The sequence below is a fragment of the Methylococcus sp. S1M genome, assembly GCF_051295855.1.
GTDB classification, from domain to species: domain Bacteria; phylum Pseudomonadota; class Gammaproteobacteria; order Methylococcales; family Methylococcaceae; genus Methylococcus; species Methylococcus capsulatus.
In genome coordinates this window covers 13,157-36,198 of sequence record NZ_JBPDXO010000009.1, presented here as the reverse complement: position 1 = coordinate 36,198, position 23,042 = coordinate 13,157, and the positions used below count along the sequence as shown (strand labels likewise).

23 protein-coding genes are annotated in these 23,042 nt (G+C 63.3%); 8 read left to right on the top strand and 15 right to left on the bottom strand.

Annotated elements, in window-relative coordinates; translation table 11 throughout:
• Positions 1-83: 83 nt before the first annotated feature.
• Together ACSHWJ_RS14030 and ACSHWJ_RS14025 are read right to left on the bottom strand one after the other, a co-directional pair.
• A complete protein-coding gene (locus ACSHWJ_RS14030; protein ID WP_050738210.1) occupies positions 84-602 on the bottom strand; it encodes a transcriptional repressor in 519 nt (172 codons plus the stop codon).
• Positions 599-1,093: a hypothetical protein gene (locus ACSHWJ_RS14025; RefSeq protein ID WP_017365416.1), complete on the bottom strand. Its 495-nt coding sequence runs from the start codon at positions 1,091-1,093 to the stop codon at positions 599-601. Before ACSHWJ_RS14025 ends, ACSHWJ_RS14030 begins: the two co-directional genes overlap by 4 nt.
• A 164-nt stretch (positions 1,094-1,257) precedes the next feature.
• On the opposite strand from ACSHWJ_RS14025, the gene ACSHWJ_RS14020 reads away from it, so the two are divergent.
• Positions 1,258-1,614, top strand: a complete 357-nt coding sequence (locus ACSHWJ_RS14020) for a hypothetical protein (protein WP_432539991.1) — start codon at positions 1,258-1,260, stop codon at positions 1,612-1,614.
• A gap of 55 nt (positions 1,615-1,669) precedes the next feature.
• On the opposite strand, the gene ACSHWJ_RS14015 is transcribed toward ACSHWJ_RS14020, so the two are convergent.
• Genes ACSHWJ_RS14015 through ACSHWJ_RS14005 form a run of 3 tightly spaced genes read right to left on the bottom strand, consistent with a single transcriptional unit; the run spans position 1,670 to position 7,232 of the window.
• Positions 1,670-4,768, bottom strand: a complete 3,099-nt coding sequence (locus tag ACSHWJ_RS14015; RefSeq protein ID WP_432539992.1) for an efflux RND transporter permease subunit — start codon at positions 4,766-4,768, stop codon at positions 1,670-1,672.
• Complete coding sequence (locus tag ACSHWJ_RS14010; RefSeq protein WP_010961553.1) at positions 4,768-5,937, bottom strand: efflux RND transporter periplasmic adaptor subunit; 1,170 nt, start codon at positions 5,935-5,937, stop codon at positions 4,768-4,770. The genes ACSHWJ_RS14015 and ACSHWJ_RS14010 overlap by 1 nt, the downstream gene beginning before the upstream one ends.
• Positions 5,934-7,232: a TolC family protein gene (locus tag ACSHWJ_RS14005; protein ID WP_432539993.1), complete on the bottom strand. Its 1,299-nt coding sequence runs from the start codon at positions 7,230-7,232 to the stop codon at positions 5,934-5,936. The genes ACSHWJ_RS14010 and ACSHWJ_RS14005 overlap by 4 nt, the downstream gene beginning before the upstream one ends.
• 380 nt (positions 7,233-7,612) lie before the next feature.
• On the opposite strand from ACSHWJ_RS14005, the gene ACSHWJ_RS14000 reads away from it, so the two are divergent.
• Positions 7,613-8,299, top strand: coding sequence for a response regulator (locus ACSHWJ_RS14000; RefSeq protein WP_010961558.1), 687 nt, complete (start codon positions 7,613-7,615; stop codon positions 8,297-8,299).
• Positions 8,296-9,696 (top strand): sensor histidine kinase, encoded by a 1,401-nt coding sequence (locus ACSHWJ_RS13995; protein ID WP_432539994.1) that lies wholly within the window; start codon positions 8,296-8,298, stop codon positions 9,694-9,696. The genes ACSHWJ_RS14000 and ACSHWJ_RS13995 overlap by 4 nt, the downstream gene beginning before the upstream one ends.
• Before the next feature lie 135 nt (positions 9,697-9,831).
• On the opposite strand, the gene ACSHWJ_RS13990 is transcribed toward ACSHWJ_RS13995, so the two are convergent.
• Genes ACSHWJ_RS13990 through gshB form a run of 7 tightly spaced genes read right to left on the bottom strand, consistent with a single transcriptional unit; the run spans position 9,832 to position 15,486 of the window.
• On the bottom strand, positions 9,832-11,127 hold the full coding sequence (locus ACSHWJ_RS13990) for a dihydroorotase (protein ID WP_432539995.1): 1,296 nt from the start codon (positions 11,125-11,127) through the stop codon (positions 9,832-9,834).
• Entirely contained in the window at positions 11,124-12,110 is a 987-nt protein-coding gene (locus tag ACSHWJ_RS13985) for an aspartate carbamoyltransferase catalytic subunit (protein ID WP_218798157.1), read from the bottom strand. The genes ACSHWJ_RS13990 and ACSHWJ_RS13985 overlap by 4 nt, the downstream gene beginning before the upstream one ends.
• Positions 12,107-12,619 carry a bifunctional pyr operon transcriptional regulator/uracil phosphoribosyltransferase PyrR gene (pyrR, locus tag ACSHWJ_RS13980; RefSeq protein WP_010961562.1) on the bottom strand — a complete coding sequence of 171 codons (513 nt, stop codon included), beginning with the start codon at positions 12,617-12,619 and terminating at the stop codon, positions 12,107-12,109. Before pyrR ends, ACSHWJ_RS13985 begins: the two co-directional genes overlap by 4 nt.
• A 3-nt stretch (positions 12,620-12,622) precedes the next feature.
• Positions 12,623-13,078 (bottom strand): Holliday junction resolvase RuvX, encoded by a 456-nt coding sequence (gene ruvX / locus ACSHWJ_RS13975; protein WP_010961563.1) that lies wholly within the window; start codon positions 13,076-13,078, stop codon positions 12,623-12,625.
• Positions 13,071-13,637, bottom strand: a complete 567-nt coding sequence (locus ACSHWJ_RS13970) for a YqgE/AlgH family protein (protein ID WP_010961564.1) — start codon at positions 13,635-13,637, stop codon at positions 13,071-13,073. Before ACSHWJ_RS13970 ends, ruvX begins: the two co-directional genes overlap by 8 nt.
• Before the next feature lie 45 nt (positions 13,638-13,682).
• Complete coding sequence (locus ACSHWJ_RS13965) at positions 13,683-14,522, bottom strand: energy transducer TonB (protein WP_432539999.1); 840 nt, start codon at positions 14,520-14,522, stop codon at positions 13,683-13,685.
• Positions 14,512-15,486 carry a glutathione synthase gene (gene gshB, locus ACSHWJ_RS13960; protein ID WP_017365424.1) on the bottom strand — a complete coding sequence of 325 codons (975 nt, stop codon included), beginning with the start codon at positions 15,484-15,486 and terminating at the stop codon, positions 14,512-14,514. Before gshB ends, ACSHWJ_RS13965 begins: the two co-directional genes overlap by 11 nt.
• Before the next feature lie 97 nt (positions 15,487-15,583).
• Between gshB and rpmB the strand changes: the two genes are divergently transcribed.
• The 5 genes from rpmB (at position 15,584) to ACSHWJ_RS13935 (ending at position 18,665) form a co-directional block, all read left to right on the top strand.
• Positions 15,584-15,820 carry a 50S ribosomal protein L28 gene (rpmB, locus tag ACSHWJ_RS13955; protein ID WP_010961567.1) on the top strand — a complete coding sequence of 79 codons (237 nt, stop codon included), beginning with the start codon at positions 15,584-15,586 and terminating at the stop codon, positions 15,818-15,820.
• Between the two features lie 17 nt (positions 15,821-15,837).
• Positions 15,838-15,993 carry a 50S ribosomal protein L33 gene (rpmG, locus tag ACSHWJ_RS13950; RefSeq protein ID WP_010961568.1) on the top strand — a complete coding sequence of 52 codons (156 nt, stop codon included), beginning with the start codon at positions 15,838-15,840 and terminating at the stop codon, positions 15,991-15,993.
• 164 nt (positions 15,994-16,157) lie between these two features.
• Positions 16,158-16,781: a ParA family partition ATPase gene (gene parA / locus ACSHWJ_RS13945; protein ID WP_017365425.1), complete on the top strand. Its 624-nt coding sequence runs from the start codon at positions 16,158-16,160 to the stop codon at positions 16,779-16,781.
• 4 nt (positions 16,782-16,785) lie between these two features.
• Positions 16,786-17,133, top strand: coding sequence for a hypothetical protein (locus ACSHWJ_RS13940; RefSeq protein WP_010961570.1), 348 nt, complete (start codon positions 16,786-16,788; stop codon positions 17,131-17,133).
• Positions 17,134-17,318: 185 nt separating this feature from the next.
• Complete coding sequence (locus tag ACSHWJ_RS13935; protein ID WP_026045959.1) at positions 17,319-18,665, top strand: DegQ family serine endoprotease; 1,347 nt, start codon at positions 17,319-17,321, stop codon at positions 18,663-18,665.
• A gap of 68 nt (positions 18,666-18,733) precedes the next feature.
• Here ACSHWJ_RS13935 and ACSHWJ_RS13930 read toward each other — a convergent pair whose 3' ends face one another.
• From ACSHWJ_RS13930 to rplQ, 3 genes are all read right to left on the bottom strand, one after another.
• A complete protein-coding gene (locus ACSHWJ_RS13930; RefSeq protein ID WP_010961572.1) occupies positions 18,734-19,654 on the bottom strand; it encodes a branched-chain amino acid transaminase in 921 nt (306 codons plus the stop codon).
• 49 nt (positions 19,655-19,703) lie between these two features.
• Positions 19,704-22,550 (bottom strand): bifunctional [glutamate--ammonia ligase]-adenylyl-L-tyrosine phosphorylase/[glutamate--ammonia-ligase] adenylyltransferase, encoded by a 2,847-nt coding sequence (gene glnE, locus ACSHWJ_RS13925; RefSeq protein ID WP_432539996.1) that lies wholly within the window; start codon positions 22,548-22,550, stop codon positions 19,704-19,706.
• A 132-nt stretch (positions 22,551-22,682) separates the two neighbouring features.
• A complete protein-coding gene (gene rplQ / locus ACSHWJ_RS13920; protein WP_010961574.1) occupies positions 22,683-23,042 on the bottom strand; it encodes a 50S ribosomal protein L17 in 360 nt (119 codons plus the stop codon).

Genomic DNA, 23,042 nt, shown 5'->3' with positions numbered 1-23,042 from the left:
AACAACTACAAGCCGACCCGGGAACACGGGCCAGGACGGAGCGGCTGACCGCGACTGCGGTCAGCAAGGAATCGAGGAAGAACTCAAACGGGATCTTCTCGCGCGGCACAAGCCGAGCAGATGCCGTGTATTTCCAGCGCCTTGTAGCGAACGTGAAAGCCGGCCGACGCGATCTCTGCGGCCACCGCGGCCATGACGGATGAGGCGGCGCGCTCTTCGACCGTGTGGCAGCGGTCGCAGATCAGCAGCAGGAGTTCGTGCTGGCGCCCCACGTCACTGCAGCCGATGAAGGCATTGAGGCTTTCGACACGGTGGATGAAGCCCTGCTCCAGCAGGAAATCCAGCGCCCGGTATACGGTTGCGGGCTTGGCCGACGGATCGAACGGCTTGAGCAGTTCGAGCAGGTCGTAAGCCTTGACCGCCTCGTGATTTTCCCAGATCAGCGCGAGCACCTGGCGCCGCAACGGGGTGAAGCGAACGCCGCGCTCGCTGCAGAGTTTTTCGGCACGGCTCAGGGCGCGATCTATGCACCCCTGATGGTCGTGGCCGCCGGACGGCGCGAGCGCAACCGCCTCGGCGCCCGGGGTCCCTCCGAGACTCACTGCGGACGACCGGGACGCTCCGACTGGCGCAGCGGTGCCGGCTGCTGGCCTGCGCCCTGGCGTGAACGCGGGGAGCCGAGGCTGGTATCCACCAGCTTGGCGATCATGTCGTCCCAGGAAGCGTACTGCCTGAACTCCGGGTCCCCCATGGCGATCCTGGCATTGATCTCGGTCCGTGCCAGTTCGATGACCTCCTCCGGCGTCATGCCGTCCACCGCCTTGGCGAAGGCGTCCGGCCCCTCCTGGGACTTGATCTTGTCCAGCAGGCCGAAAGCCGTATCGAAAATCACCCGATCGTTGGTCGACAGATAACGCTTGACCTTCATCGCCGACTTGTATGCGGCGGCCTTGGACACCCCGTTGATTTCCGTGGTTCTCGACATGAATGCCGGGAGGAAATAGATGACCGCGAGCACCGCCATCACGACGGCGAGAACGCGCATGGCCTTGCTCGACAATCCGCTGTCTTTCTGTTCTAAAGACTGGCTCATATGATTTCTCCATGGATCGTTCCCCATGGGGGAACAGGATGCCCGACGCTGGCACGAATCCCGTCATCCCAGCAAGCTTACCGACGCATTATATAATTTCGGACCCGCCCGAATCACACGTCAAACGCCCAATGCCTAGGAATTTCCCCATCCTTGCGCTCGCGATGGCATCGCTCACTGGCTGCAGCCACGACATCGGGCTGATGCGGCAGGACGAAACCCTGACGGGATATGAATCGGCGATCCGCTGGGGCCAGTGGGAAAAGGCCGCGAGCTACCAGATCCCCAGGCCCCGTCCCGAGCAGAGACTCGACCGCCTGAAGGGCTACAAGGTCACGGGTTACCAGGTGCGCTACAGGCACAGCGAGGAGCCCTCCGCCCTACTGTTCCAGACTGTCGAAATCCGCTACCTGCGCCCGGACGAACTCACCGAGCGCAGCATGGTCGAGGAGGAGACGTGGCGCTATGACGGGGACAAAGAGCATTGGATGCTGGAAACCGATCTGCCTCACCTCCGGTGAGGAAGACCTGAGCGGACGAAGGGGAACGGGCCGACGGGATCGATCCCGCTCCTTGCTAAGAAGCCCCACCCTCACCCGCAACCGGCAGAGAAGGCGCAGCCAGGCGGTAAAGCACGGGGATCAAGAGTAGCGTCATCATCGTCGCGCTGAACAAACCCCAGACGATCACCGTGGCCACCGGCCTCTGCACGTCCGAACCGAGCCCGGTGGCGAGCGAGGCCGGGACCAGGCCCAGGATGGCCACCAGCGCCGTGATCAGGATGGGGCGGAAGCGGCGGGTGGCCGCGTCGATGATGGCCTGCTCCAGCGGCACACCCGCCAACCGGTGGCTGGTGATGGTGCGCAGCAGTAGCACACCGTCCATGATGGAGACGCCGAACACCGCGGCAAACCCCACCCCCGCCGACACATTGACGTTCATCCCGCGCACATACAACGCCAGGACCCCACCGATGAAGGCGAAGGGAATCGCCGTCAGCAAAATCAGCGCCACCCGTTGCGTCCGGAACATGACCAGGAGCAGAAGATAGATGACGCCGATCGTGACGGGGACCAGGAGTGCGAAATGCTGCTTCGCCCGCTGGAGGTTGTCGTACATGCCCAGCCAGGCCACATGGTAACCGGCAGGCATACGGATTTCCTGCTCGAACCGCGCTTGGGCATCGGCGACGAATCCGCCCTGGTCGCGTCCGACGATATCACTGCGGACCGTCAGACGGCGGCGTCCGTCGGCCCGGGCGATCATGGTCTGTCCGTCGACGATCCCGATGCGTGCCACTTGTGCGAGCGGGATGGGAATATTGGAAGCGTTATAGACCGGCAGCCGTCCCAATGCCTGGGGTGAGAGCAGATGCTCCGGGGAAAACCGGGTGACGATGTCGAAACGCCGCTCGCCCTCATACAGGGTACCGATCGGTGAACCGCCGATGGCGGTATCGATCAGCCGGGTCACATCCTCGATCCGGACGTTGTAGCGGGCACACAAGGAGCGGTCCGGCTCGATCAGCAGCTGTGGCTGGGGACCCTCCTGCTCGATGTTCACGTCGGTGGCGCCAGGCACCCGTTTGAGCAGCGCTTCGGCCTTTCGGGCCAGATCCAGCAGGACCTCCGAATCGGGACCGGAGAATTCGATCGCCAGGTTGGCCGAGGTGCCGTTGGTGTCCTCGGTAACGCTGTCGATGATCGGCTGGGTGAAGTTGAAGCGGGTGGTCGGAAACTCCTCCCGGAAACGGGCCCCGAGCGCAGCCAACAGTTCATGCTTGTTTCCGAACCGCGTCCAGGTCTCGCGCGGCTTCGGGCCCAGCATCATTTCGATCCGGCTGGGCGGGTAAGGGTCGGTGCCGCTGTCATTACGGCCGGTCTGCGCCACGGCGAACTGAATATCGGGAAATTCCAGGGCGATCTCCCGCAGACGGCGGCCGAAACGGGCGGTCTGCTGCAAGGAGGTGCCTTCCGGAAAGTTGGCGCGCACCCAGATGACCCCTTCGTCCATGTACGGCAGAAACTCCATCCCCAGCCGCGGCACCACCGTCACCAGGATCGATGCCAAGAGCCCTCCCGCAGTCGCCACGACAGACTTGCGGTGCTGGATGAGTGCGGTCAACAACGACCGGTACCGTCCGGTCAACCAGTGCAGCACCGGATTGTGCCACTCACGAAAGCCTCGCCTGAAAAAAAAGGTCGCCAGAACCGGCACGACGAACAGTGCGGAAAGCAGAGCCCCGCCCAATGCGAACACGATGGTCAAGGCCATCGGACGGAACAGCAAGCCCTCGATGTGAGTCAGCGTCAGCAGCGGCAGGAATGCCCCCAGGATCATCAGGAGCGAGAAGAATACCGGCCGCTCGACCTCCAGGGCCGCCTCCAGAACCGTCGGCATCACGCTTCCCAGTGCCCCGCCCCGTTCCCGCTCATCCAGCCGCCGGGCGATGTTCTCCGCCATGACCACGGCGCCGTCGACGATGATGCCGAAGTCGATGGCGCCGATCGAAAGCAGCCCGATCGGGATGCCCGCGAGGTACATCAATACCAGGGCGAACAGCAGGGCGAAGGGAATGGTCAACGCCACCAGCGCCGCCAGCGACGGCCGGCCGAGAAAAGCCAGCAGGATCAGGATGACGAGGCCGATACCCGTCATCACGCTGTGGCCGACGGTATGCAGCGTGCTTTCGACGAGAGTGCTGCGATCGTAGTAAGGCTCGATCCGGACGCCGGGAGGCAGCCCTTCGGTGTTGAGTTCGGTGATCGCCGCCTGCACCGCAGCCAACACGTCGGACGGATTCTCTCCCTTGCGCAGCAGCACGATGCCTTCGACTGCCTCGTCCTTGAAGTCCTTGCTGAATATGCCGGCCGGCACTTTGGAATCGAGCTGCACGTCGGCGACGTCACGGATGTAGATCGGAGTGCCGCCCAGGGATTTGACGAAGATCGTGCCGATTTCTTCCGCGTTCTGGAGCGATCCGCGGCCACGGATCACGAACGACATGCTGCCCCGCGAGAGCACGCTGCCACCGGCGCTGGCGTTGTTGGTCTGAATGGCATCTGCCACGTCGTTGACCGACAGACCGTAGCGCTGAAGCTGCGCCGGATGCAGCAGCACCGCGAATTGTTTTTCATAGCCTCCAAAATTGGAGACCTCCGCGACGCCGGGCACCCGGAGCAGGCGGGGTATGACCACCCAGTCGTTGAGCGTGCGCAGTTCCATCAAGTCCTGGCGTCCATCCGACACCAGCTCGTAGCGCAGCACTTCGCCATAAGCCGTGGCAAGCGGCCCCAGTTCGGCCAGGGCGCCCGCCGGTAATTCGAGGCCAGTCAACTTCTCCTGCACCCGCTGGCGCGCCCAATAGCTTTCCGTCCCCTCCTCGAATATGAGCTGGACTAGCGACAACCCGAAGATCGTACGCGAGCGGATGGTTTCCACCTTGGGCACGTTGCGCATGGCGATCTCGACCGGCAGTGTCACCTGGCGCTCGACTTCCTCGGGTGCGCGGCCGGGATAGGTCGTGATCACCTGGACCATCTGTGCCGAAATGTCCGGATAGGCGTCGATCTTCATCCGCGTGAACAGCCATCCGCCGAGCAGCATCAGGGCACCGGCCAGGATCAAGACCAGCCAGCGGAACTGCAGGGCGGCTCGAATGGATTTGGCGATCATCAGGGATCGTCTCCATCATCCGCCGGCGCCGTCCTGGCCTTGAGCAGTGCCTGCACCACCAAGGGCTTGAGCAGAATCGCACCATACCCGATGATGCGTTCCCCGCCCGCCAGTCCCGCGAGGATTTCGACCCGCTCCCCGGTCCGTTCCCCGACCTGAACGGGTGTGACGCGCCACGCTCCCCTGCCGGCCTCCGTCAATACGAAGTCGGTATCTCCGATATGCAAGACGCCATCCGAGGGCACCAGTACCGCGTCGCGCAGATCGGTACCCAGACCGATTTCGGCATACATGCCGGGCTTGAGCTGACCTTTGCTGTCGTCGAGCTCGAAAAACACCCGCAAGGTCCGGCGCTCCGGCGACAATGCCGGCGCCAGACTTCTCACCGTTCCCCGGAAGGACTGGCCGGGCAAGCCGAAAAAATGCGCTTCGCAGGCCTGACCCGGCTTCACCAGACTGATCCGGACTTCAGGGACATCCGCCATCACCATCGCCGAATCGGTGTCGGCGTGTTGCAGCAACGCCGGGTCCACACCCGCTTGGAGCAACTGGCGCTCCAGATCGGCATGGCTGTGGGTCGCCTGGGTGAGCGCACTCTCGGCCTCGAAGACCGCTTTTTGACCTTCCAGTTGAATCTGCAGCAAGGCTGCTTCCGCCTGGGTCAGATCCCGCACCGCTTCGGTGCCGGTGGCAACCAGTTTGCGCAAGCGCTCCACCACCCGCTCCTGCGACTGTAATTGCGCCGCCGTCAGTTCGCGGGTCTTCTTCAGGCGTTTGGCTTCGAAATCCATTTGGGTGCCCGCTTTTTCCCAGTCGGCGTAAATGCCCGACAACTCCACGCTGCTGAATTGCCAGCGGTCCTCCAGCGCTTCCTTACCGGGACGAAGCCGCGCCATCACCGCGCCGGTCACCGTCAACAAGGGGGTGCCGATACGTTCCTTGCGCACCGTGGGGAGGTCGAATTTCCGTTCCAGCAGGCTGCCGGGCTCGACGGACACGAGCCAAGGGCCGACGACGGTCGCCGTTCCCGAATTCGGGGGCCGCTCCACCGTGAACTCCGGCGCCGACGCGGGCCAGAAACGCCAGATCCCCATCACCAATGTCACCGCACCGGCCGCCAGGACAGCCAGGCGAAGCGCGACCGGAAGGGCACGAAACCGGGAAATCATCGAAGCACCTGCTTTCCGATAGCGGCATTGAGGGCATAGAGTGAATGCCAGTAGCTGGACCGGCTGGCGATATGCAGCCGGAAGGTTTCGCGGTAGGCGCGCTGGGCATCCAGCACGTCGATCAGCGGCTTGCCGCCCAGTTCATAGGCGGCGCGAATCTTGTCACGCACTTTGCGGGCGGCATCGAGCTGTCCGGGATCGTCGATCATCAGGGCATCCCGCGCCGCCTCGAAGTTCTTGACCGCTTCGAGGATTTCGGCCCGCAGGCTCACCAGCTGAGCAGTGAGATTATGTTCGGCCTGGCTCTTCAAGGACTTGGCTTTGGCGATGTTGCCCTGGTTGCGGTCGAAAACCGGCAGGTGCATCTGCAGGATGACGTTCCACGAATCGGCATTCGCCTGATTCATCTCATGCTGGAACTGATTGGTGTAACCGAAGGCGGGTTTGACCTCCGGATAGGCGCGGCGCTCCTCCAGTTCCACGTTCGCGGCCGCCATCGCGATCCGGCGCTGCAGCGCGATCAGATCGGGCCGGTTTTCCTCCGCCAGGGCAAAAGCGGCATCGACCGCCAACGGCGCCGCCGGCGCAGCGACGTCCAGCTCCCCCTTCACTTTCAGCGGGACGTCGTCTGAATAGCCGAGGAAGGTCCGCAGCCGCGCGATGGCTGTCGCCAAAGCGGTTTCTCGGCTGCGAACCTCACGGCGGCTTCCGAAAATGAACACCCTGACGCGGTCCAGCTCGATGGTGCCAGCCCCCCCGAGCTCCACACGGTTCGCCGTGATCCGTTCCAACTGCGACAGATTGTCGAGGTCCACCCGCGCCAGGTCGAGCAGGGCCTGTGCCTCCAGCACATCGTAAAAGGCGGCGATGGTACCGGCGATGCGCCGGCGGAGCAGATCGGAGAACTGGGCCGTGGTCACGTCCACGCCTTTCTGGGCGGTGACGATCGCCGCGGCGCGTTTGCCGAAAAGGAACCAGTCGATCGGAAAACTTACCAGCGCGTCGGTCTGGGTCGGCCCACCCTGCCGGGTTTCGCGCCAGGGCTGCGCCCACGGGATCATCAGCACATCCGCGGTCAGCTCCGGATTGGGCAGCAGACCGGCCGTGACCAGATCCGCCTCTGCCTGCCGTACGCTTTCCAAGCCGGCCTTGATTTGCGGATCGGCCTCCAGCGCCCGGCCGATCGCCTGATTCAGGGTCAACTCCCGCACCGCGTCCGCGATGCCGATGTCGCCGGACGGCACGGGAGCGGGCGGAGCCGCCGATGCCGTTCCGGGCTGGACGGCATCCTGCATGAAGACGGGGAGACCCGGGGGCCTGTATCCCGGTGCGGCACAACCGCCAAGAAGCCACACGGCGCAAAGCAGACAACGCCCGAGCCGGCTCGGGCCAATACCTCTTTCGTCCGCCTGGAAGACGCCCCTCTCCACTCGTATACCCGCCAGTATTTTCATTTGATGTGTCGATGCCCGCCGGACAGACCGTGCCGCCCACGGCGTTCCGGTCGGCACGCGCAGACGGCCCAGGCACTCCGCGAAAAGCGCGTGTAGGATAGCGAAGCAATGCTTAAGATTGGTTCAAGAAACCCTGAATTCTTCTTCAGGATCGGCTTCGACCGGCGAGGCGGTAGACTATCGCCCCCCGAGGCTTCAACAGAGAACCCCCACGGCAGACGATGAGAATCCTCCTGGTCGAAGACGACCGGAAAGCAGCCGGACTTCTGACACGCGGACTCGGCGAGGAGGGTTTCCGCGTCGACACCGCCCACTCCGCGGAAGACACCGAGCAGAAGAACCTCCACACCGGGTACGGGCTGATCATCCTCGACTGGAACCTGCCCGGCAAAGACGGGCTGACTTTCTGTGAGGAACTTCGGAAGCGGGAGATACGCACGCCGGTTTTGATGCTCACCGCCCGCGATGCGCTGACGGACAGGGTGAGGGGACTCGACACCGGCGCCGACGACTATCTCACCAAGCCCTTCGCCTTCGAGGAACTGCTCGCGCGCGTTCGTGCCCTACTGCGGCGGGCGGAACAAGCCCGTCCGGCGATGCTGTCGGTCGCCGACCTCGTCCTCGACCCGCGCAGTCGACGCGTCACGCGGAGCGGACGCCCGCTCTCCCTCACCCCCAAGGAATACGCCATCCTGGAACTCCTGTTGCGACGGGCCGGCGAAGTCGTATCCCGCACCCAGTTGGCCGAGGAGATATGGAGAACCGGTCTCATCGCTCTGGACAATCTGATCGATGTTCACATCAGCAATCTACGCCGTAAGGTGGATCCGCCCGGCGTTCCGCCTCTCATTCGAACGGTGAGAGGCTGCGGCTTCAGCCTGGCGGCGGCTGACAGCGAATCGCCGTGATCCTCGGTTTACGGGCACGTCTGATCCTCGTCCACCTGGCCGTCGTCGTCATCGTGCTGGCCTGCTCCGCCGCCGGCGCCTACTGGATGCTGCGCCAGGCGGTCCACAGTCGGCTCGACGCCGCGCTGCTGGCCCTTGCGGAAACCGAACGGGCGATGCTGCTGGAAGGCGGAGAACAGTCGATCAAGATCCATGAAACCGCCCCCGGCCCCGCGCCTCCCTCCTTCATCCGTCTCGACCGGCTGGTGCAGATTGTCGACGGCGACGGCCGCGTTCTGGCACGTAGCGCAAACCTCGGCACCGCTCGGCTTCCCTCGCCGCCCGGCCTGCTGTCGCGCCTGAGCCGGGGGGAAACGGTCTTCGACACCCTCCCGGCGTTCGGCGAGGAACCGGTTCGAATGGTATCCATTCCGGTACGGAAGGACGGTTCGCGACTGGCGATCCAGGTTGCCGGATCACTGGATGACGCAAGAAACGTCATGAAATCGGCCGGCCTGTTGTTCATCGTCCTGACCTCCGGTTTGCTGGTGGCGGTAGGCATTGCCGGCACATCGCTGACTCGCAGGGCATTCCACGCGATCGACGAGGTCGTCCGTCAAGCCCGCCGGATCGGTGAGGCCAACCTCGGCGAACGTCTCCCTCATCCGGGCAGCCGCGACGAAATCGGCAGACTGGTCGACACGCTGAACGAGATGCTCGGTCGTCTGGAGCGGAGCTTCGAGGTCCAGCGCCGCTTCACGGCTGACGCCTCCCACGAACTTCGCTCGCCTTTGTCCCGACTGCGCGCGGAACTCGAAATCACCCTCCGTCGTCCCCGGCGCCCGGACGAATATGAACGGACCCTGCACTCCTGCCTCGAGGAAGTGGAACGGCTGACCCAACTGGTGGAAGCACTGCTCGAACTGGCACGGCTCGACGCACAGCAGGAAGCCATTCCCGGCGAGAACGTTTGTCTGAACACGGTTCTGGCCGAAGTCGTGCGTCGCCAGCAACCGCTGGCGCAGGAACGCTCGATCGGGATCGTCGTCGAAACCTCGCAACCCGTGACCGCGTGGGTGTCCGGCGCTTCGATCGGCGTCGCTTTCTCCAACGTCCTGGAAAACGCCTTGAAATTCTCGCAGCCCGGCGGAACCGTCCACATCGGACTGGCTGCCGACGCTCGGGAGGCGGTAGTGAGTATTTGCGACAACGGACCGGGAATCGAGCCCGGCGAAAAAGACCGGCTGTTCGAGCGTTTTTTCCGGGGTTCGGTCGCCCGCTCCGGTGCTATGCCCGGAACCGGCCTGGGCCTCGCGCTGTCACAGGCCCTCGTCCGGCATTGCGGGGGAACCATCGAAGTCACGAATATCCCGGAAGGCGGCGCCCGGTTCACGATACGCCTGCCATTGGGACCCTGAACAGACCCGCCCGCATCACTACGACGGGAAACACACCGTCCCGCCCGCTCGACGTCGTCGTCCGAAAAGGAACGGTGGATCTTGGGAATCCGAGCGGGAGCCGGGCGGATTATACGCTCGGCACCGCGGCGCCGTTCACGAAGCGGTCTCGCTAGGGTAGACCAGCCGGCCCCCTACCAGGGTCGCCGTCACCCGCCCCGTCAGGGCCCGCTCCCAGAACGGCGTGTTGCGGCCGGCGCTGACCCAGCCGCCCTCCGCCGGCACCCACACGGCCGCGGGATCGAATACACAGACGTCTGCCGGTGCGCCCGGAGCCAGCCGGCCGGACTCCAGGCCGAGGATCGCCGCTGGCCCCACGGTAAGGCGGGCAATGGCGGCCGACAGCGGCAGCCTTCCCTCCGCCACCAGCGCATACATGAGCGGCAGGAGGGTCTGCAACGAAGACAGACCGGGCTCGGTCTCGGGGAAGACGTCGAGCTTGGCGTCAGGCTCGTGGGGTTGATGATCCGAGCAGACCGCCGAAATCCGGCCGTCCGCCACGGCCGCGAGCAGTGCGTCGCGGTCGGCCGTTGTACGAAACGGAGGACGGCTGTGACAGAGCGCATCGAAACCGTCGACGCTCGACTCGGTGAGATGCAGATGATGCACCGCCACGTCCGCGCTGACGTGCACACCGCGCGCCCTGGCCTCGGCGACCATTTCCACCGCGCGGCCGCTGCTGAGCTGGCCGAAATGCGCCCGCACCCCCGTCTGCTCGATCAGCGGGAGTGCCTGGGCGACCGCGACGGTCTCCGCCGTCTCGGGAATACCCGGTAGCCCGAGACGGCTGCCCACCGCTCCTTCATGCACGCAGCCCTGGCTGCACAGCCACGGTTCCTCGGGACGAAACACCACGACGAGACCGAAGCTCGCCGCATATTCCAGCGCCCGCCGCAGCACCAGCAGGTTGGCGAGCGGCCGGTCGGCATTGCTCAGGGCCAGGCAGCCAGCGCGCTTGAGCGCATGCATTTCGCTCAGGTCCTTTCCGTTCAGGCTGCGGGTCAGGGCACCGATCGGCAGCACCCGCACCTTGCCCGCCTGTTCCGCCCGCTCCGTGACCAGCTTGACCACGGCGGGCGTATCGATCACGGGGGTGGTATCGGGCGGGCAGCACAGGGTCGTGATGCCGCCGGCCACCGCCGCCGCCCCCTCGGACACGATGGTACCCTTGTGTTCCTGTCCGGGCTCGCGGAGACGGGCGCACAGATCGATGAAACCGGGACACACGATCCTGCCGCCGGCATCGATGCGGTGGTCAGCCTCGAAGCCGTCCGGACGGCTGCCGACGCCGACGATGACGCCGTCCGCCACGCATACCACCCCTGTCCCGTCGAAACCGCTCGCCGGATCGACGATTCGCCCGCCCTCGATGAGGACGCGTGGGCCGCTCATACCGGCACCTCCGAGTCCGGACCGGCATGCATGGCCATGGACATGACCGCCATGCGGACCGCGATACCGTGGGTGACCTGCTGCAGGATCACGGATCTCGGACCGTCCGCGATGGCCGAATCGATCTCGATGCCGCGGTTGATCGGCCCCGGATGCATGACGATGACGTCCGGCCTCGCCTTCTCCAGGCGCTTCTCGGTCAGGCCGAAGCGCTGGAAATATTCGTGTTCGGACGGTATGAACGCGCTCCCCATGCGCTCGAGCTGCAGACGCAGCATGATCACCACATCGACGTCGCGCAGTCCCTCGTTGAGATCGTGGTAAGGCACCACGCCCAAGGCTTCGACATGGGCTGGCAAGAGCGTCTTTGGCGCCACCACCCGCACCTCATCCACCCCCAGGGTATTGAGTGCCCAGATTTCGGAACGCGCCACCCGGGAATGCAGGATGTCGCCGACGATGGCCACCTTGAGGCCGGCGAATCCGCCCTTGGCCCGGCGGATGGTGAACACGTCCAGCATGGCCTGGGTCGGGTGGGCATGGCGGCCGTCTCCGGCGTTGAGCACGCTGATGTGCGGTGCGACGTGGCGGGCGATGAAATGGGCGGCCCCGCTCTGAGCGTGACGCACCACGAACATGTCGACGTGCATCGCCTCCAGGTTGCGGATGGTATCGAGCAGGCTTTCTCCCTTGGAGGTCGCAGAGGTCGCGATGTTGATGTTGAGCACGTCGGCGGACAAACGTTTGGCGGCGAGTTCGAAGGTCGTCCGGGTGCGGGTACTGTTCTCGAAAAACAGATTGACCACGGTCTTGCCGCGCAGCAGGGGCACCTTCTTGACGTTCTGAGCCGTCACGCCGGCGAAGGACTCGGCGGTGTCCATGATCCGGGTCAGCAATTCCCGGCTCAGACCCTCGATCGTCAGGAAATGGCGCAGACGCCCGGAAGCAGTGAGCTGGATGTCGGCAGCGGCCGTCACGCTCATCGCCCCCCCGCACGCATCGTCAGTTGCAGAGGCTCGGGGCCGGTGAGCTTGATGCGCCGCCCCGGCTCCAGCTCCACCCGTCCGCCGATGCAATCGGCCTGGATGGGAATCTGCCGGCCGTTACGGTCGATCAGCACGCCGAGCACAATCTCCGCGGGCCGGCCGTAATCGAAGATCTCGTTCAGTGCGGCGCGCACGGTACGGCCGGTGTACAGCACGTCGTCGATCAGCACGATGTTGCGGCCGTCGACCCGGAACGGCAGCTTGCTCGCCCGCACGTCCGGATTCATGCCCGATTGCGGGTAATCGTCCCGGTAGAACGAGATGTCCAGATACCCTAGCGGCTCGGACAATCCCAAACGCCGATGCAGGACTTCGGCGATCCAGGCCCCGCCGGTATGGACACCGATCATGGCCGGATCGTCGAGCCGGCGCCTGGCGAGTTCCTCACGCAGGGAGTTCTCCAGGCGCGCCAGCAGCGTTTCGACGTCGAAATCCGCTTGGTTCATGTATTACCTCGGTGATGCCTTGTCGATCGAAAACCAGGTTTGCAGGATCAATTGCGCCGCCATTTCGTCTTTCACCTGCTCGAACTCGACCGACTTGCGGCGGCGACGCTGGTAGAAGTGGGTGCGCGATTCGGCCGTGGTGAGTGTCTCGTCCACCGTATACACCGGCAGCCGGTAACGGCCTTCGAGCTGCCGGCAGAAGCGTAAGGTCGGCGCCGTGATCGGATTTTCGCTGCCGTCCTGCTGGTGGGAAAGGCCGACGACCAATCCCGCGGGCAGCCACTGGTCGATGAGTTCGGAAATGGCGGCCCACAACCGCGCGGACGGCTGGGCCCGCAGGGTCCGGAGCGGCGCTGCGGTGCCGGTGACGGATTGACCTACTGCGACCCCGATGTTCCGCTCGCCGAAATCGAAACCGAGATAAGTGGCGCCACGTGAATCGGCCGGCACCTCAGCCATGCCCGGCCTGACTGGTCAAGAGCGAGATGTCGACGCCCACCAGATCGGCCGCAGCTTTCCAGCGCCGTCCGGGCGGGTGCTCGAAGATCACGGCGTTGTCCGAGGGCGCGTTGAGCCAGGAATTGTCGATGATCTCGCGCTCGAGCTGGCCCTGCCCCCAACCGGCGTAGCCCAGTGCCAGCAACATGCGCCTCGGCCCTTCACCCCGCCCGACCGCTTCCAAAATGTCTCTGGACGTCGTCAATGCCAGACGTTCGGACACCACCAAGGTGGAGGCCCATACCGTGGCCGGTTCATGCAGAATGAAGCCGCGCTCCGGATGCACGGGGCCGCCGAAAAACACCGGCAGATCGCCCAGTTCGGCGACTTTCAGATCGATCTCCATCTGCCGCATGATATCGCTCAGCTTCAGCTCGGACGGACGGTTGATGATGATGCCCAGAGCGCCGTCCGCATTGTGCTGGCAAACCAGGGTCACGGTCTTCGCGAAATGCGGATCGGTCAGACCAGGCATGGCGATCAGGAAATGGTTGGCGAGAAATTCTGCTTCCGAGTTCATCGTCGTTAGTATCGGCGCTCCGTGAGCGGCGTCGCAAGCGGCAAACTACGGCGCGGTCTCCAAACGCTTGCCGTTCAGGAACTTCCAGGTGCGGGTGATCACCAGCATATCGGCTTCCTCCCGCAGTTCCACCGGAAACGGGGCAAACGGTGCCGCCAGATGGACGATCCTCACCGCTGCCTCGTCCAATGCCGGCTCCCCGGAAGAACGCCGCACCTGCACCTTGTATACGCTGCCGTCGGGCCGGAGCGCCACGCTCAGCAGCAGACTGCCCGTCAGATCCTTGCGGCGAGCCTCCTCCGGGTAATTCAGATTGCCGATGCGCTCGACCTTGTCCTGCCAGGCCCGCTCGTAGGCCGCCGCCTTGTATTTGTGGGCATTGACCGAGTTGATGTAGACCATCCGCGGGTGCGGAGCCTCCTGCTGCTGCCGTACGTAAGCCGCACCGAATTCGGCGATCTGCCGGCTCAGGGATTCGGCAGAGATGGGGACGGCCGGAGAGACTTCAAGCTCCGGCTCGACCACCGGCGCGGCCTTGACCGAGCGTTCGGCCCGGTTGCCTCGCAGCTTGGGCGGACGCTCCGTCACCGGGCGCGACGCCCCGTTTTGCGCCGGTTCTGTCATCTTTTTGGCCACCCGGCCCGGCACCGGCTCGACAGTCTCCGGTCGGTCGTCACCGCGCTGGTTTTCCGCCGCCCGATGTTCCGCCCGCTTCGGCGCCTCGGGAGTGGGAAGCCGCAGGACCGCCACGTCGAACACCCGGGGCAGGTCTTTCGTGGTCACAGTGGACCGGACGTTCAGACCGAGGATCACCGCGGCGTGTGCCGCGAGCGCGATCAGCAGCGCGAGCAGCAGACGGCTTTGGTCGCGCGACTCAAGCGACATCACGGGCCCGGTCCTCCCCGGACACGACCGACTCGATGTGGTCCATGAGCATGGCGCTGATGTTCAGGCCGAACAGCGTGTCCAGCTCCTGGATGCAGGTCGGGCTGGTGACGTTGACCTCGGTGAGGTAATCGCCGATGACATCGAGACCGGTAAATACCAGGCCGCGCTGGCGCAGGGTGGGCCCGACCTGCGACACGATCCAGCGGTCCCGCTCGGTCAGTTCCCTTCCTTCCGCCCGACCGCCAGCCGCCAGATTGCCCCGGCTTTCGCCGTGGGCGGGGATGCGCGCCAGGGCATAGGGGACCGCTTCGCCGTTGACGACGAGTATCCGCTTGTCGCCATCCCGGATTTCCGGAAGGTAACGCTGCGCCATGACAAAACGGCGGTTATGCTGGGTCATGGTTTCGAGGATGACGCTCAGGTTGTGATCGCCCTCGGCGACCCGGAAGATCGAGGCGCCGCCCATGCCGTCGAGCGGCTTCAGGACGATCTCGCCATGCTCGCGTAGAAATTCACGGAGGCGACCTGCCTCGCGGGCGACCAGCGTCGGCGCGCAGCATTGGGGGAACCAGGCAGTGAACAGCTTCTCGTTGGCATCCCGCAGCGAACGCGGCCGGTTGACCACATACACGCCCCGGTTCTCGGCGCATTCGAGCAGATAGGTGGCATAAATGTATTCCTGGTCGAAGGGCGGATCCTTCCGCATCAGAATGACGTCGAGCGTGTCCAGCGCGATGTCCCGCTCGTCCAGAAACTCGAACCAGCGGACGTAATCGCGTTCGACCTGAAGGTGCCTGACCCGTGCATGGGCACGACCGTCACGCAGGTAAAGATCGTTCAACTCCATGTAGAAGAGCTCCCAACCCCGCGCCTGAGCTTCCAACAGCATCGCGAAACTGCTGTCCTTCCCGATCTTGATCTTGCCGATCGGGTCCATCACTATCCCGAGTTTCAAAGTCATCGCCTTCCCGAAAGAACCGTTCCTGCAGTTGACTAAACGCCGTCAAACCCTTATAAAGCACGTTTTTCCACCCTGCAAGCCGACATTGAGGTAAGCCATGTCCAAGGTATGTCAGGTTACGGGGAAGCGACGTATTGTAGGCCATAACGTTTCCCACGCTAACAACAAGACGAAAAGACTGTTCAACCCCAACCTGCACGAACGCCGTTTCTGGGTCGAGAGTGAGAACCGCTGGGTCCGCCTCAAAGTGTCGAACCATGGCCTGCGGGTCATCGACAAGTGTGGAATCGATGCCGTCCTGGCCGACATCCGCAAACGCGGCGAACGGGTTTGAGCACAGGAGTATGAGCCATGCGTGACAAGATCAAGTTGGTATCCAGCGCCGGCACCGGTCATTTCTATACGACCACCAAGAACAAGCGCACCATGCCGGAGAAAATGGAAATCAAGAAATTCGATCCGGTCGTGCGCAAGCACGTCCTGTACAAAGAAGCCAAGATCAAATAAAACGGTCCACCCCCACCATCGGCGCGCTCAGCCCGGACTGCTGCGCGCCTCCCAGCCGTCCAGGCCGTCCGCATGGCCCCGGACGGTCCGCCAGCGATGCAAGCATCGCCGGAATCGACTAGCATACACAGCCATACCGTACTTCGCGCGGGCGGCATCCCTGTATGATCATCGGCGTTCTCAACCAGAAAGGTGGCGTCGGCAAGACCACCTTGTCGGTCAATATCGCGGCCGCTCTGGCGTTGTCGGGCAAGCGAACCCTGCTCATCGATGCCGACCCGCAGGGCAGCGCCCTGGACTGGCAAGCGAGCCGGCGGGGCGACACCCTGTTTCCCGTCGTCGGCATGGCGAAACCGACCTTGCACAAGGACGTGCCGGAACTCGCTTCCGGCTATGACCACGTCATCATCGACGGACCTCCCCGGGTCAATGAGCTCGCCCGGTCCGCCATCATGGCCTGCGATCTCGTCCTCATCCCGGTTCAGCCCTCTCCTTACGACGTCTGGGCTGCCAACGAGATTGTCAAGTTGATACAGGAGGTTAAGATATACAACGATCATCTCGAAGGGAAATTCATCGTCAACCGGAAGATCGTGAATACCGCGATCGGCCGCGACGTGGCCGAAGCGCTCAAAGATCACCCTTTCCCGGTTGCGGAAACAAATGTCAATCAAAGGGTTGTCTATGCCGAAAGCGCCGCCTCCGGCCTCTCCGTCCTCGAGTTCGACCACAAGGGCGCGGCAGCCAGGGAAATCAAAGCGCTCGTTCGTGAACTCGTTGAGGAGTAAGCCCATGGCCAAGAAAGTCGTACCCATTACGTCCAAACCGCGCGGGCCGGTCCTAAGCCTGGTATCAGCGGCAGAGGAAAGGACCGCGCCCTCTCCCTCCCCTTCGACCAACACCATCGACGATCTTGGCAAATCCGGCCTCGTCGCCAAAGCTGTCTACGGGTCGGTTTACTGCCTTTCCTTCAGCGTGGTCCTCGGCGCCCTGGTCTTGGGCAAGCTCATCCCGGGACGGCGGGTGATCGCCAAAGGACTTCAGGATGGTGCCGCCGCGGCGCGCCAGTCGCTCACCTGGCTCGAAACGCCGCGGAGCAGTCCCGCTCCCGGCTTCGGCCCGAGTACGCTCAAAGCCTGACGTCTCCCATCCCGACGACCTCACGGACCGCCCCTCCCTAGCGGCCCACCTTCGTCGATATTGTCATCGTACCGCCGGCATCCCATATTTTCGGTATTCCCGTGCCGCTGCTCCATCGGGCTTTTTGCTAGACTTTGGACCCTCTTGCTATGCGGTTTAGAAAGATAATCGATAGAGGTAATTCCATGCGCATGAAATCCATCGGCGCGCTGTTGCTACTGACCGCCAGCGGCCTGTCCCTCTGCCCCCCGGTGTGGGCGGATTTGCCCGCCAGCGTCAACGGTCTGCCACTGCCCAGCCTCGCGCCCGTCTTGAAGAAGGCCATGCCCGCTGTGGTCAACATCTCGACGAAGACCCAGATCGAAATCGCCGAGAATCCCCTGATGCAAGACCCCTTCTTCCGGCATTTCTTCGGTATTCCGAATCAGCCGCGGCGCCGTGAGAGCTCCAGCCTCGGCTCCGGGGTGATCGTCGACGCCCGCCGAGGCTACATCCTCACCAACAACCATGTGATCGACAAGGCGGACGAGATAAGCGTGACCTTGAGAGACGGACGCCAGTTGAGCGCAAAACTGGTCGGCGCCGATCCGGAGTCGGATTTGGCCGTCATCAAGGTCGAACCCAAGAATCTGACGGAACTGCCCATCGGTGATTCGAGTCAGCTCGAAGTCGGCGACTTCGTGGTAGCCATCGGCAATCCCTTTGGCCTGGGGCAGACAGTGACCTCCGGCATCGTCAGTGCCCTGGGGCGATCCGGACTCGGCATTGAGGGGTACGAGGATTTCATCCAGACCGACGCCTCGATCAACCCCGGCAACTCGGGAGGCGCCTTGATCAATCTCCGTGGCGAGCTGGTCGGCGTGAATACGGCCATCATCGCTCCCACCGGCGGAAACGTGGGCATCGGTTTCGCCATCCCGTCCAACATGGCCGCCAGCATCATGACCCAACTGGTCGAAAAGGGCGAAATCCGCCGCGGCCAGATCGGCATCACCATCCAAGACCTGACGCCGGATCTCGCTCAGGCCTTTGGCCTGAAGCAGAGCCAGGGCGCGGTGATCACCGGCGTCCAAAAGGATTCCCCGGCCGCATCTTCGGGCCTGGAAGCCGGCGACGTCGTCGTCAGCGTCAATGACCGCCCGGTCAAAAACAGCGCGGACGTCCGCAACACCATCGGCCTCCTGCCCATAGGCGAAGAAGTCCGGGTCGAAGTGATGCACAAGGGGGAGAGAGTGGTACGCGAGGTGGTGATCCGCGCCCCCAAACTGGTCCAGGAAGAGGGCAATAAAATCCATCCCAGACTGTCCGGTGTCATACTTAAGAACAACGAGGAGGGCGGTGTCCAGGTGGAAAAAATCCACACGAGTTCTTACGCCTTCCAGGCCGGCCTGCGCCCCGGCGACGTGATCGTGATGGCGAACCGCGAGGAAATCGAAACGCTCGATGACCTGAAGCGCGCCACCAAGGGCCGCTCGGAGCTGCTCCTCAGCGTCCAGCGAGGCAGCGGCTCGTTCTTCTTGATGCTGAAGTAGAACGGACCGACGGACCGTGCGGCAGACGCATCACGCTCATCTGCCGCACGGTCGGGCCGAAAGCCTCGTCAAACGTGGCTCAACCATTCGGCATGGTCTGAGCGACGGCCATGCACGTAGTCGAAATAAAGTGCCTGCAGCTTCTCTGTCACCGGCCCGCGGCCCCCTGCGCCGATCACGCGCCCGTCTACCTCTCGGATCGGCGTGACTTCGGCGGCGGTCCCGGTGAAAAACGCCTCATCGGCTATGTAAACCTCGTCGCGGGTGATGCGTTTTTCCACGACTTCCAGGCCGTTTTCCCTCGCCAGCGTCATCACGGTGTCTCGCGTAATGCCCTCGAGCGCCGACGTCAGATCCGGCGTATAGAGCCTGCCATGGCGGACGATGAAGATATTTTCACCGCTGCCTTCGGCAACGTAGCCTTCCTGGTCGAGCAACAACGCTTCATCACAACCGGCTTCGATCGCTTCCTGCACGGCCAGGATGGAATTGAGATAGTTTCCATTGGCCTTGGCCTTGCTCATGACGCTGTTGACGTGATTCCTAGTATAAGAGGAGGTTCTCACGCGGATGCCGCGAGCCATGTTTTCAGCCCCGAGATAACTGCCCCATTGCCAGGCGGCGACCATCACATGGACCGCCAGTCCGTGAGCATGCAGACCCATGCCCTCGGCCCCGAGGAAACACATCGGCCTAATGTAGGCACTTTCCAGATTATTGCGCGCCACCGCCTCCAGTTGGACGCGGTCGAGAGTATCCTTGTCGAACGGAATCGACATTTTCATAATGTGGGCCGAGCGGAACAGCCGGTCCGTGTGGTCACGGAGCCGGAAGACCGACGGGCCGCGCGCGGTACGGTAGGCGCGCAGGCCTTCGAACACGCCGCAGCCGTAGTGCAGCGTGTGGGTCAAAACGTGAACCTTGGCATCGCGCCAGGGGAGCCACGTCCCATCGAGCCAGATCTGTCCGTCCCGATCGTCCATCGTCATGAAATGATCTCCTGCAATCAGAGGGGAATTGCTGTCGGCCGCTGTTCGCTCAAAACACCGGCGCCTCAATGATCTGCTTCCAGATTGCCTCCACAGCCGCGCGGTGCCCGGGAAACTCCGATGATGCCGCCAACGCCGGCATCTCTTGCAAAGCAAGACGGTGCACCCTGCCGCGATAGTCGCAATAGGCGCATCGAAGGCGGTCTGCCTGGCCGAGCTCCAGAAAATTTATGGCGCGAAGGCTGTCCAATAGGCGGACCGTATCGGTCCAGCGGGTGATCTCACAATGCTTCGCGGCGCTGATGAGGACGCCGAATTGTACAATAAACTCGATATCGGCAATACCGCCAACGCCCTGCTTCAAATCGAACACTCCGGGCCGTCTGTCCGCCAGATGTTCCCGCATCTTCTCGCGCATGGTCCGAACATCGAGCCTCACCTGCCGACTGTCCCTCTCCCGGCAAAGCACGTTCCGCCGGATCGCATCGAACCGTGCACCCACCTTCGGATCACCCGCCACGAACCGCGCCCGCACCAGCGCCTGCCGCTCCCATGTCCAGGCCTGATGCAGCTGGTAATTTTCGTAGGCATCGGCTTTGCTGACGAGGAGACCCGAGCTTCCGCTGGGCCGCAGGCGAAGATCGACTTCATACAATGCCCCGCCTGGCATGTCGGCCGTCAGCAGACTGACCATCCGCTGAACCACGCGGGCATAAAACTCGGCGGCGCTGATCGGACGCGGCCCATCGGTGACGGCGTCGCTGGCCACCCCATCGTAGAGGAAAACCAGATCGAGGTCGGACCCATAGCCCAGCTCTATGCCGCCGAGCTTTCCGTAGGCGATGATCCCGAATCCCGGAAAATCAACCGAGGTTTCCGCCTCCACCGGAGGGATGCCGTGACGCGCAGCCGCGAATTTCCAGGCCAGCCGCAGCACCCGTTCGATCACGACCTCGGCCAGATCCGTCAGGTAATCACTGACGACCATGACCGGGATGACGTTCATGATGTCGGCCGCCGCGATCCGCAGCTGGTGTGCCGCCTTAAATTGCCTAAGCCGCAACATCAGCTGCTCGTCGTCATCGGGAGCCAGACTGCTGAAGAGAATGTCCGCCTCCCGCCCCAAGGACTCACGGGTCAAGGGGCTGTACAGGGTCCTCGGGTCCAGTAACTCATCAAGCAGAATCGGAGCGCCGGCTATGAGCCTTACGATCCAGGGACTTGCCGCCGCCAGCCGGACCAGCTGCGACAGCGCGGACGGGTTTTCCGCCAGCAGCGAAAAATAGACCCCCCTGCCGGCGATCGATTCGAACAACTCGAGGATTCTACCCAACACGCCGACAGGATCGGACACACGGAACGCGGCGAGCTCCGCCAGCAACTTTCCGATGACTCTCTGAAGCTCCGCCCTGGCACCGGCACCGAGCCGCCGAACAGGCGCCGAGGCCCGGAACTTGACCAAAGCGCCGGTCATGGCTTCGGCGGCTCCGTCAAACCCCGCCAGCGCTTGGGATAGCTCCGCCTCGCCGCCGTCCAGCAGCGGCTCCCCCCTTGCGGGCTGCGGAGGTTCGGCGATCACCTCCGTGAAAATCTCGTGGACACGGCGCCGGACCTCGTCAAGACGGTGCAGGAAACCCTCCCACGATTCGAACCCCATCGAAAACGCCAATAGCCCGCGCCGTTCCTCCGATACTGGGAGCTCGTGGGTCTGCTTGTCCTCGTATTGCTGGAGCCGGTTCTCGACTTTGCGCAAAAACCGATAGGCAGCGCAGAGAAATGAAGCCGTCCCGTGTTCGAGCAGACGCAAACGCCCCAACCTCTCCAGGACGACGAGGATGCGCCGGTCCTGCAGCTCCACGTTCCGGCCGCCCCGAATCAGTTGAAACGCCTGACCGATGAACTCGATTTCCCGAATGCCACCCGCACCCAGTTTGATGTTGTCCCCCCTGTCCTTCCGCCTGAGTTCGGCCATGATCCTCGCCTTGAGCGACCTCAGTTCCCCGAAAACCCGGTAATCGAGATAGCGACGGTACACGAAAGGGTGAAAGAACCGTTCAAACTCCCTGCCGTCTTTGGCATCTCCGCCCACGGCACGCACCTTGACCATCGCATAGCGTTCCCAGTCGCGCGCTTGGGCCTGGTAATAGCGTTCACAGGAATCGAAGCTGACCACGAGCGGGCCGCTCTCACCGAAAGGTCGCAGCCGCACGTCCACACGAAAAACGAAGCCGTCTTCTGTCACCGCATCCAGCACATGCACCAGTGACTGCGCGAGCCGCGTATAAAATTCCGCATATGTCGCACCGTTGCGGCCGGGCAACTCGCCGTCTTCGACGTAGGCGAACACCAGATCGATGTCGGAGGAAAAGTTCAGCTCGTATCCCCCCAGCTTTCCCATGCCTAAAACGACCAGACTCTGCGCCGAGCCGTCTTTGCGGCGCGGAACACCCCACCGCCGGCAGGCATCGTCGAATAGCCAGTCGAGGGCCGTCCGGATGGCCGACTCGGCCGTCTCGGATATTCTCGTCAATACGCTATCGATATCGAGAAGGCCGCAAATGTCTTGCCAGGCGATGATCGCCATTTCCCGATTACGCCATTGGCGCAATACCCGCATCAGGCCATTCCGATCGGCCACTTCCGCCACACGCTGCTGCAAATCCGCTGAGGGATTCCTTTCCGGTGTGTGCCCTTCGAACAACGAGGCAAGCAGGGGGATGACATGAGCGTCGCGCTTTACGACCCCCAGAAAGAAACGGCTGCACCTACAGACGGTGTCCAGGGACTGACGGAAAGACTCGGAATAGTCCTGAAACGGGTATCCCCACTGCGCGAAAATCCGTTCGCACTCATGGAACGCAGAACACGAACCCGACGTATCAGGGGGAGGGGCCACTAAGCTTTCAATGAAACAGAATGGTCGGCGAGAAACTCCGGCATGGCGCCATGCCTTTCAAACGATGGGGCCGCCGGAAGCCCCGAAGGGGAGTATGCCGGGGCGCACCGCTCCGCTCCGGCAGGGGTGCGCTCAGGTTCGATCCACGAGTTCCACGTACGCCATCGGACTTGCGTCGCCCGCCCGAAAGCCGCACTTGAGAATCCGCGTATAACCACCGGGGCGCGTCTTGAAACGGGGCCCGAGATCGTTGAAGAGCTTCGTCACCGCTTCCCGGTTGCGAAGCCGAGCGAATGCCAGCCGCCGACCGGCCACGCTATCCTCTTTCGACAAGGTGATCAGGGGCTCGACGTAACGCCTGATCTCTTTGGCCTTCGGCAGCGTCGTCTTGATGATCTCATGTTCCACGAGCGCAGCCGCCAAATTGCGATACAAGGCAGCGCGATGACTGCTCGTCAAGTTGAACTTCCTTCCTGCTTTACGATGACGCAT